Genomic DNA, 10,116 nt, shown 5'->3' on the forward strand with positions numbered 1-10,116 from the left:
TAAGGCCGTGCCCGTGGAAAGCGAAGTATCTTGCCGGAGCGCATGTAAGAACTCATCAAAATGCAGTACAGGAAGAGAGCAAATTCTTGTCATGTTATTTCGCAGTATATGGATGATGTGGAGGAGCCATTTTCTGATAAAATAAGAAGCAGGCACCGGAAAGGTGTCTGCTTCTTATTTTTTGGCTTTTACTTTTGGTAAGATTTTATCTTTCTTTACTTTTGACGTACGATCCCATGTTTCTGGGTTATTCGGGTCATAAAGTTCGATGAATTTGATAACTTCTTTTGCAATTGGTGTCGGTGTTGATGCACCAGCAGTTACGGCAACTTTTGAAACACCTTCTAACCATTCATATTGAATTTCAGAAACATCAGCAATGCGATATGCTTGAGTACCAGCTTTTTCAATAGAAACTTGTGCTAAACGGTTGGAGTTATTACTACGTGGATCTCCCACAACTAAAGTTAGATCGGCATCCTTCGCTTGTTCCGCTACTGCTTCTTGACGAACCTGGGTTGCCATACAGATTTCTTGTTCCAGCTCCGTTTGCGGATATTTTTCTTGAACTTTAAGCATTACATCATAAACATCCCATTGACTCATGGTTGTTTGATTGGTTACTAAGATTTTTTCAGCATTAATATGAAGATTTTCAACATCTTCTTGATTTTGTATTAAATGAACATGATCCGGTGCTACACCTACTGCACCCTCAGGTTCTGGATGGCCTTTCTTACCAATGTAGACAATTTCATAATTGTTTTTAACTTTCTCACGAATTAAATCATGTGTTCTTGTAACATCCGGGCATGTTGCATCAAGAACAGTCAACCCTTTTTCTTCTGCACGTTTCTTTACTTCTGGCGATACACCGTGAGCTGTGAAAATAACTGTCCCATCTTCAATTTCCTCTAACAACTCTCCACGATTTTTTCCATCTAATGTGTAAACACCTTGTTCTTGGAAGGCGTTGGTTACATGCGAATTATGAACAATCATACCAAGTATATAAATAGGGCGAGGTAGATTGGGATCCTTCACTGCATTTTGAGCAATTACCATTGCATCGACAACTCCATAGCAATACCCTCTAGGAGCAATCTTAATTACTTCCATTCTGGTTCCCCCTCTGTACTTTCTACTAGAGATCAAGTAAAATGTTTAATAGCGGACTTGAATTTGTCCAATACTTATATTATAAAGGTATTTGCTACAATTGACAAAGATATTTGTTAACTAGAAGGAGAATAACATGGAAAAGCATTTATTTAAACAATATGCATTGAATGATTGGATGAATGAAGTGATTAGTAAGCTTGGATTTTATGAGCCCACTGCCATTCAAGCCAAAGTCATCCCAGAGGCTTTAAAAGGAAAAGACATTATTGGACAATCAGAAACTGGATCAGGGAAAACTCATGCTTTTCTCATCCCATTGTTGAATAAACTTGATATTAATCAATCCGAAACCCAAATTGTATTAACTGCACCAACAAGAGAGCTTGCTATCCAAATATATGATGAAGTGAAGAAAATTATGCAGTTTTCTGTGAATGAGGATATCTGGCGCGCAAAGTTAATTATCGGTGGAACTGACAAAAAAAGAATGGTTGAAAAAATGAAACAACCACCACATATCGTGGTAGGTACACCAGGACGTATTTTAGATTTGATACAAGAAGGGGTATTAGATATTTATTCCGCACGGTCCTTTGTGATCGATGAAACGGATTTAATGTTAGAACTAGGACTTATTGAAGAAATTGACCGAATTCTAACCAATGCAGATCCTGATATTCAAGTGATGGTGTTTTCAGCTACGATTCCAGAGAAATTACAGCCATTTCTTAAGAAATACTTGAATGCACCCCTTTATGTCAACATTGATGATCGCTTAGCTCCTGAGAAGCTGGAGCATCGGTTAATTGATCTTAGACACCGCGAACAAGCTGATGTCATTTTTGATATTTCCAAGATCATTCAACCATATTTAGCCATTATTTTCACCAATGGTAAAGAAAAAGCCAATCAATTAGCGGAGCAATTACAAACTAAAGGGTTAGAGGTTGGACTCATTCATGGCGGTCTTAATCAACGGGAACGAAAACGAGTCCTTAAGGAAATTCAGCAGTTGAAATATCAATATATTGTCGCTACTGACCTTGCAGCACGTGGTATTGATATTAAGGGTGTTAGTCATGTGATTAATGCGGAATTACCAAAAGAAGAATCATTTTATTTGCATCGGGTTGGCAGAACCGCACGTGCAGGAATGGAAGGAACAGCGATAAATCTTTATCATGAAGAAGATATAGCACTTATTAAGAAGTTAGAGAAAAAAGGATTAACTTTTACCTTTTATGATGTGGTAAAAGGGGAATGGCGTGAAGCTAAAGCATGGAATGTAAGGCAAAAACGCGAAAGGCAAGAAAGTGATATTGAGAAAAAGGCATGGCAACAAACAAGAAAACCAAAGAAAGTAAAACCAGGTTATAAGAAAAAAATGAAAAAACAACAGCAGAGAGTAAAAAAGAAATTAGCGAGAAATCAATTTAAGAAAAAATAGAAAAGGTGAGAGGAATTATGTTAAAAATTGGATCACATGTATCAATGAGTGGGAAGAAAATGCTATTAGGCTCAAGTGAAGAAGCAGTATCATACGGTTCAACGGCTTTTATGATTTATACAGGAGCTCCACAAAATACTAGAAGAAAACCGATAGAAGAATTAAATATTGAAGCAGGTCGACAACATATGGAGGACAATGGGATTGTGGATGTTGTCGTCCATGCCCCATATATTATCAATATTGGAAATGCAAAAAAGAAAGAAACATTTGAACTAGGTGTATCGTTTTTAAAGAGTGAGATTGATCGAACAGAAGCAATCGGTGCTAAGCAAATTGTGTTACATCCAGGTGCGCATGTTGGTGAAGGTGTTGATGCAGGAATAGCTAAAATTATTGAAGGATTAAATGAAGTACTGGATCCTAAACAAGATGTCCAAATTGCTTTGGAAACAATGGCTGGTAAAGGTTCAGAAATCGGTCGAAGTTTTGATGAATTAGCTAAAATTATCGATGGTGTAACACATAACGAAAAACTTTCCATCTGCATGGATACTTGTCATATCCATGACGCAGGATACCCAATCGTTGATGATTTTGATGGGGTTTTAAATGAGTTTGACAAAATAATCGGTCTTGATCGATTAAAAGTTGTTCATATTAATGACAGTAAAAATGTTCAAGGCGCAGGAAAAGACCGTCATGAAAATATCGGATTTGGACATATCGGTTTTGAGACGATTCATAACATTGTCCATCACGATCAGTTAACAGAATTGCCGAAGATTTTGGAAACTCCTTACGTTGGAGAAGATAAGAAAAATAAAAAACCTCCATATAAATTCGAGATCGAAATGCTAAAAAATGGATCTTTTGTTACAGATTTAAAAGAACATATTGTGAACCAGTAAAACTTTTATAAATACAGTAAAATATTGTTAAGATGTATAGCTTAAAAACTCTGCCAATTAAATGAAAAATGGCAGAGTTTTTTGATGAACTGATTTTTTCAAGATGCTCTCTGTAAGCCCTAGTTCAAGTTTAAGTAACACAAGGAAGTGAAATAAGTCCAATAACAAACATTAACATACTGATCAGTGCAACTTTATTTAAAATAATCTTCTACTCCATATTCTTTAATTAGTTTATGAAATAGTTGCAGACAAGCCTTAGCTGTTTTTATATCTGTGATTTGCGCAAGTTTCTTTAGCATTTGTGCTCGATCTTCGGCATTTGTCGGATCATAATTGCTCTTTTTTAAATGACTCGAAATTAATTTTGCTTGGTCTTCTGTGATAGCAATGTGATATTTCTTAGCATAATCTGTTATTTCTTTTGCACTGATTTTCCTCATTTTTCTGAGCATGATTTGTTTGGTTAAACCGTTCATATCAAAAACTCCTTTATTATCGTTTCATTATTTTATGCAATAATGTTTATTTTTTGTGCATATGGGTAATAAGAGTAGAGTGTAAATTATTTGCATTAATCGACATTTTTCGCTAACATATAGCGCTGTAGATTAAAACTACAATATCGACTAATGCTTGGAAAGTAAAGGAGTGTATTTTTACATGTTAAAAAAGATACAATGGATTAGCATTGTATTTACTTTGGTGCTTATAAGTTGGAGCTATTATCAAGTAAATTCATATAAATCAGAAATGCAAGCACTAAAGAAAGATAAGGTTGAATTAGAGCAAGAAGTGCAAAATATGGAATCACAAGCTCAATATATTTTAACCCAAGCTAATCAAAAAGAAGTTGAACTGACACATGAAACATGGCCGAAATATTTCGATATAGCAGAGGTGATGGTGGAGGAAAGTGAAGGGAAATTTCTAAGACCATGGGCGATTTATTTAGTGAAAGAAGCAGAAACATACGGTATCGATCCATTTATTGTTTATGAACTGTTAAAAATTGAGACAGGTAACAGTTTTGATCCTGAATTAGTTGGTCCAGAAACAAAATATGGGCATGCATACGGTATGGCTCAGTTTATGAAAAATACAGCACCATGGATAGCAGATATGGCTGATATGCCTTATGAAGATGAACTTTTATTTGATCCGTACTATTCGATAAAATTATCTTTAGTTTATATTGATTATTTATATGATCAATATGACAATTGGGATGAAACTTTGACGGCCTACCATCGTGGAATGGCAGGTTTAGAGCAATATAAGCTAAAAAATGGTCATGCTAATAGTGAATATGCTTCACGAATCCAAAAGAATGCTCAAAAATATAAAGAATTTGTTGCATATGCACCGTAAATGGAAAGTAGAATTTACCACGTAACAGCATAAAGAAATAAGGCATACTAAAAATGTACCTCTAAAAGAAAGGGAGGGTTTATAGTATGCCAGAGCATCGGAATGACCAACAAGTTGAGAATGCTCCTAAAATCGATAATGGACGTATCGATGAAGCACCTCAATCTAAACAATTTGTAGCTACAGATGAATTGTATGCAGTAGATGAGGCGTATAAAAGGGAAGCAGAAACTTCTGCTGAGTTATCAGCTAATGAATTTAATCGCCCTGTAGAATCTGAAGAGCAAGAAACAGAAATGCAATCAGATGTTAACACTGCATGGGGGTGGGCTGGTTTAGTTTTAGCATTAGCTTCCTTTTTCGTTTGGCCGTTGATACTGGCAATTGGTGGCATTGTTTTAGGGTTTATTTCCAGACAACAAGGTGCCAATACGCTAGGTAATGCAGCTATCGTAACAGCGATAGTTTCTATATTAATTTCGCTGATATTTATACCGTTATAAATAACAAAGGCAAGCCGTGTATGGCTTGCCTTTTGTTTATTCTTTATATTTCTTGTACTTCTTCTTTTTGTTTTTGGATATATTCTTCAGCAATTTTATCAACTTCAACTTTTAGCTCTTCTACCATTGTTTCTTCTGGAACTTTTCGGATAATTTCACCGTGACGGAATAGTAAACCTTCGCCACGTGCACCTGCGATACCAATATCAGCCTCGCGTGCTTCCCCTGGACCATTTACAGCACATCCCAGTACTGCAACTTTAATAGGCGCTTTAATAGTTGAAATATATTCCTCAACCTCATTAGCAATCTTAATTAGATCAATTTCAATACGTCCACAAGTAGGGCAAGAAATTAAGGTTGCTGCATTAGATGCTAAGCCAAATGATTTTAGTAACTCTTTAGCAACTTTAACTTCTTCTACAGGATCCGCACTTAATGAAATACGCATAGTGCTTCCGATCCCTTTACTTAGAATGGCCCCCATACCAGCGGCACTTTTGATACTTCCTGCGAAAAGAGTTCCAGATTCTGTAATCCCTAAATGCAACGGATATGGAATAACTTCTGCTGCTTTTTCATACGCTTCAATTGCTAATTTAACATCTGAAGCCTTTAATGACACAACAATATCATGAAAGTCCAAGTCCTCTAGAATTTTAATATGATGAAGCGCACTTTCAACCATACCATCAGCAGTAGGATAACCGTATTTTTCTAAAATGTGGCGCTCAAGAGAACCTGCGTTTACTCCGATTCGAATTGGAATGCCTTTCTCTTTAGCGGCATTTACCACTGCTTCCACTTTATCTCTTTTTCCGATATTACCAGGGTTAATACGGATTTTGTCTGCGCCACCTTCAATTGCTTTTAACGCAAGTTTATAATTAAAGTGAATATCAACTACTAGTGGAATGTTGATTCTTTGTTTTATTTCAGGAATTGCATTGGCAGCACGCTCGTCTGGGCAAGCTACACGCACAATTTGACAGCCAGCTTCTTCAAGCCGTTCAATTTCTTTAACAGTTGCTTCGACATCGTGTGTTTTGGTTGTTGTCATGGATTGAATGACTACTTCATCTTTTCCACCAACCATCACATTTCCCACTTTTACAGGTCGTGTATCTTTCCGATGTATTAAAGCCATAAATAAAATCGCTCCTTTAATTCAGTTTCCCAAAAAATTCATTCATATAAAATGGTAAATCACTGTTAGCATTTATTAAATTAAATATATAATCAGCGGCAGAAATTTATTACCATTGTCCATTATAAAGGTTAAAATAAGAAATGAGAAGTATCAAACCTTATTCTTCATGAAAAAATAATAAATTGAAACTAAAGAACACTTTTTATCGTATGTTATGATAGATAGAAAAACCTGATTTGAGGTGAGCAAATGTTTATAATAACTGCAGATTGGATGAGTTTTGTCATCGTTGCTTTAGCAACACTTTTTCTTATTGGTGAACTACTCGTCAATGCAAAAGGTATTTTCAGTGTTTTAGGTTTAGGATTTATCACTATTTATTTTGCTTCATTTTTAGATCCCGGTATGTTTTTTATTATGATCATTATTTATTTCTTTGGATTAATGCTGATGGTAATTGATGGTAAAGTTATCAATGATGGTACCCTCGCAGTAATCGGCCTTGTTTGTATGATCGTATCTGTTGGATTTACCGCTCCAAACATGTCTGCTGGCTTGTATGCAATTATTGGTGTATTTATTGGGGCAATCAGTTCGTTAGGCTTTTTAAAGGTTTTTAAGAAGCGTCAGATGTGGACCAAAATTACATTGTTTGATCAATTAACCGATGAAGCAGGTTATTCAAGTATTAATCAATCCTATAAAGAATTAGTGGGTGAAACGGGAATAACAACGACAGATATGAGGCCGATAGGAACAGTTTTAATTGGCGAAAAGGAATATAGCGCAATTACGGAAGGAAAATGGATCACCAAAGATACTGAAGTTGAAATCGTAGAGGTAGACGGAACAAGGATACTGGTAAAGGATAAAAAGAAAATAGAAAAGTCTGCTGAGTAAAAGCAGGTTAACATGGAAAGAAAGTATAAAATCAGCGCAATGCCTGGGGTCAAACCCATGGAAAGGGAAGTGGGTAGCTTGAGCGGTGGCTAAGCTGTTCAAGAATTTCATAATGGATGCTAGAGAAATGGTAAATTAGTTATAAAGAACTGAGCGTTTTGCTCAGTTTTTCTTATTTTATAATGTTTCCGTCTAGTAAGTAGGTTCGCGTTTTGTATATTCTAAGTGGAAGTGAGCTAATCTGAATAGGGAATAATTGACGAAATTGCTTACCATTTATTGAAAAACAAACTTCTCTACAAAAAGATCAAAAATTTTGTCAAAAAGACTATTATTATGTTCGAATGTTGTTATAATGAAATTGTTTGTTAAGGTTTTGTAAATTTTAATAAAATTCCTTTACAAACCCTCAATAAATAATTAATAATGAGGTGGTGTGCGTAGGAGGTTTTGTCTAATTTTGTCGTTGAATCAGTAGATATAGAAAATAAACGGAAAAAGGCAATACTTTCGACACATTGGTCATACTAAAGACAGACAAAGATTTGTGAGAAGGGATGAACACTGTTGGATGTAAATGTACAAGCTATGATTTTTGAGTTTATCGGTGGTTTGGGGATATTTCTTCTTGGTATTAAGTACATGGGGGAAGGACTTCAAAAAACTGCCGGCGATCGTTTGCAGGAAATTTTGGACAAGACTACAAGTAATCCATTCATGGGTGTACTTGCAGGTATCTTTGTGACAGTTCTTTTGCAAACAAGTACTGGAACAACGGTACTAACGGTAGGATTAGTAAATGCAGGGTTTATGACGTTAAGACAGTCTATCGGTGTTATTATGGGGGCAAATATAGGTACAACGATGACTGCATTCATTATTGGTATTGAAATTAAGGAATATGCGTTACCAATCCTTGCAGTTGGCGCACTTATGTTATTTTTCTTAAAAAATAATAAATTGTCTAATCTTGGTTTAACAATCTTTGGATTCGGTTCATTATTCTTTGGACTTGATCTCATGGGGTCCGGACTTAAGCCGTTAAGAGATATTCAAATGTTTCATGACTTAACCGTAAGTATGTCAGAAACACCAATCCTAGGTGTTGTTATAGGTACAGTGTTCACGGTAATTGTCCAAAGTTCAAGTGCAACGATTGGTATCTTGCAAAGCTTGATGACAGAAGGGGCTATTGAACTGAAGGCGGCATTACCTGTATTATTTGGAGATAACCTGGGTACCACCATTACGGCAGTAATTGCATCTATTGGTGCAACAATTGCAGCTCGCCGTGCAGCACTAACCCATGTAATCTTCAATTTGATCGGAACAATAATAGTAGTTGCTGTGCTACCGTTATATACTATTTTTATCAGTAATCTTCAGACATGGTTAGAATTGAATCCAGCGATGACCATAGCATTTGCGCATGGTATTTTTAACTTTAGTAATACGATTATTCAATTCCCGTTTATTGGGCTCTTAGCATTGTTGGTAACGAAGATTATCCCTGGTGAAGATACTGCTGTGAAATATAAGCCGCAGCATTTAGATCCAATATTTATTAACCAATCACCATCAGTTGCTTTAGATCAGGCGAAGCTGGAAGTGATTCATATGGGTAAATATGCCATTAAGGGGCTCGAAGAAACCAGTATGTTCCTAAACAGTAACAGTCAGAAAAATTCGGAAATGGCTTTACAATTAGAAGGAGCACTAAACAATCTAGATCGTGAAATAACGTCTTATCTAGTAGAATTATCGGGCACAAATTTTTCTGATGCAGAGCGTAATAACCATTCAGCACTGATTAATTCCGTACGTGATATAGAACGAATTGGTGATCATTTTGAAAACATTATTGAATTAGTTAATTACAGAATCTCTAATAAAGTAGATATAACAGAACAGGGCATGATTGATCTTAACGAAATGTTTGATTTAACGATTAGTACAGTGAAAGAGGCTGTCACATCATTAGAAAATATGGATAGAGAAGCAGCATTAAATGTTGTGCAGAAAGAAAATGAAATAGATAAAATGGAAAGAAGATATCGTAAAAAACATATTATTCGTCTTAATGAGGGAGCATGTACTGGAGCAGCTGGTATTGTATTTGCTGACATTATCAGTAATCTAGAGCGTATCGGTGATCATGCTGTCAATATAGCAGACGAAGTATTAGGAGAAAGACAAAAACATTAAATAGGATATAGTTGGGAGTAGCCAGTATGGCTGCTTCCACCATATTCATATCAGGAATACATAGATTTAATAAGTTTTTATAAAAAAAACAGAAAAAACTATTGACGAATATATCATGCTGTGATAAATTATTAAATGTCGCTTCAGTGATTACATAATTTTATTCCACAGTAGCTCAGTGGTAGAGCAATCGGCTGTTAACCGATCGGTCGTAGGTTCGAATCCTACCTGTGGAGCCATTATGGCGGTGTAGCTCAGCTGGCTAGAGCGTACGGTTCATACCCGTGAGGTCGGGGGTTCGATTCCCTCCGCCGCTATTAAAAGTACGATGGCGATCGTGGTGAAGTGGTTAACACATCGGATTGTGGTTCCGACATGCGTGGGTTCGATCCCCACCGGTCGCCCCATATTATAAGAAAAGAGGACCCTTAGCTCAGTTGGTTAGAGCTATCGGCTCATAACCGATCGGTCGCAGGTTCGAATCCTGCAGGGTCCACCATTTTCTCA

9 protein-coding genes and 4 tRNA genes are annotated in these 10,116 nt (G+C 36.2%); 10 read left to right on the forward strand and 3 right to left on the reverse strand.

The window, feature by feature from the left end; translation table 11 throughout:
* Positions 1-174 precede the first annotated feature (174 nt).
* Positions 175-1,119 carry a 4-hydroxy-3-methylbut-2-enyl diphosphate reductase gene (locus D569_RS0106835; RefSeq protein ID WP_018931666.1) on the reverse strand — a complete coding sequence of 315 codons (945 nt, stop codon included), beginning with the start codon at positions 1,117-1,119 and terminating at the stop codon, positions 175-177.
* 136 nt (positions 1,120-1,255) lie between these two features.
* Here D569_RS0106835 and D569_RS0106840 point away from each other — a divergent pair, with 136 nt between their 5' ends.
* Positions 1,256-2,569 carry a DEAD/DEAH box helicase gene (locus D569_RS0106840; RefSeq protein WP_018931667.1) on the forward strand — a complete coding sequence of 438 codons (1,314 nt, stop codon included), beginning with the start codon at positions 1,256-1,258 and terminating at the stop codon, positions 2,567-2,569.
* Between the two features lie 17 nt (positions 2,570-2,586).
* On the forward strand, positions 2,587-3,480 hold the full coding sequence (locus D569_RS0106845) for a deoxyribonuclease IV (protein ID WP_018931668.1): 894 nt from the start codon (positions 2,587-2,589) through the stop codon (positions 3,478-3,480).
* A 194-nt stretch (positions 3,481-3,674) separates the two neighbouring features.
* Here D569_RS0106845 and D569_RS0106850 read toward each other — a convergent pair whose 3' ends face one another.
* Positions 3,675-3,959 (reverse strand): DUF2624 family protein, encoded by a 285-nt coding sequence (locus D569_RS0106850; protein WP_018931669.1) that lies wholly within the window; start codon positions 3,957-3,959, stop codon positions 3,675-3,677.
* A gap of 184 nt (positions 3,960-4,143) precedes the next feature.
* Here D569_RS0106850 and D569_RS0106855 point away from each other — a divergent pair, with 184 nt between their 5' ends.
* Entirely contained in the window at positions 4,144-4,851 is a 708-nt protein-coding gene (locus tag D569_RS0106855; RefSeq protein WP_018931670.1) for a lytic transglycosylase domain-containing protein, read from the forward strand.
* 86 nt (positions 4,852-4,937) lie between these two features.
* Complete coding sequence (locus D569_RS0106860; RefSeq protein WP_018931671.1) at positions 4,938-5,354, forward strand: DUF4190 domain-containing protein; 417 nt, start codon at positions 4,938-4,940, stop codon at positions 5,352-5,354.
* Positions 5,355-5,397: 43 nt separating this feature from the next.
* Here D569_RS0106860 and ispG read toward each other — a convergent pair whose 3' ends face one another.
* Positions 5,398-6,501 (reverse strand): flavodoxin-dependent (E)-4-hydroxy-3-methylbut-2-enyl-diphosphate synthase, encoded by a 1,104-nt coding sequence (gene ispG / locus D569_RS0106865; RefSeq protein WP_018931672.1) that lies wholly within the window; start codon positions 6,499-6,501, stop codon positions 5,398-5,400.
* A gap of 252 nt (positions 6,502-6,753) precedes the next feature.
* Here ispG and D569_RS0106870 point away from each other — a divergent pair, with 252 nt between their 5' ends.
* The 6 genes from D569_RS0106870 to D569_RS0106895 all read left to right on the forward strand — a co-directional run bounded on the left by D569_RS0106870 (position 6,754) and on the right by D569_RS0106895 (position 10,108).
* The gene (locus D569_RS0106870) at positions 6,754-7,404 is read left to right on the forward strand and encodes an NfeD family protein (protein ID WP_018931673.1); all 651 of its coding nucleotides are present in this window, start codon (positions 6,754-6,756) and stop codon (positions 7,402-7,404) included.
* Positions 7,405-7,971: 567 nt separating this feature from the next.
* Entirely contained in the window at positions 7,972-9,609 is a 1,638-nt protein-coding gene (locus D569_RS0106875) for a Na/Pi cotransporter family protein (protein ID WP_018931674.1), read from the forward strand.
* Positions 9,610-9,773: 164 nt separating this feature from the next.
* Positions 9,774-9,848: transfer RNA gene (locus tag D569_RS0106880), tRNA-Asn, on the forward strand.
* 4 nt (positions 9,849-9,852) lie between these two features.
* Positions 9,853-9,926, forward strand: a tRNA-Met gene (locus D569_RS0106885).
* A 14-nt stretch (positions 9,927-9,940) separates the two neighbouring features.
* Positions 9,941-10,016: transfer RNA gene (locus tag D569_RS0106890), tRNA-His, on the forward strand.
* A gap of 15 nt (positions 10,017-10,031) precedes the next feature.
* Positions 10,032-10,108: transfer RNA gene (locus D569_RS0106895), tRNA-Ile, on the forward strand.
* Positions 10,109-10,116 lie beyond the last annotated feature (8 nt).

It is taken from the genome of Gracilibacillus lacisalsi DSM 19029, assembly GCF_000377765.1.
Classification (GTDB): Bacteria; Bacillota; Bacilli; order Bacillales; family Amphibacillaceae; genus Gracilibacillus; species Gracilibacillus lacisalsi.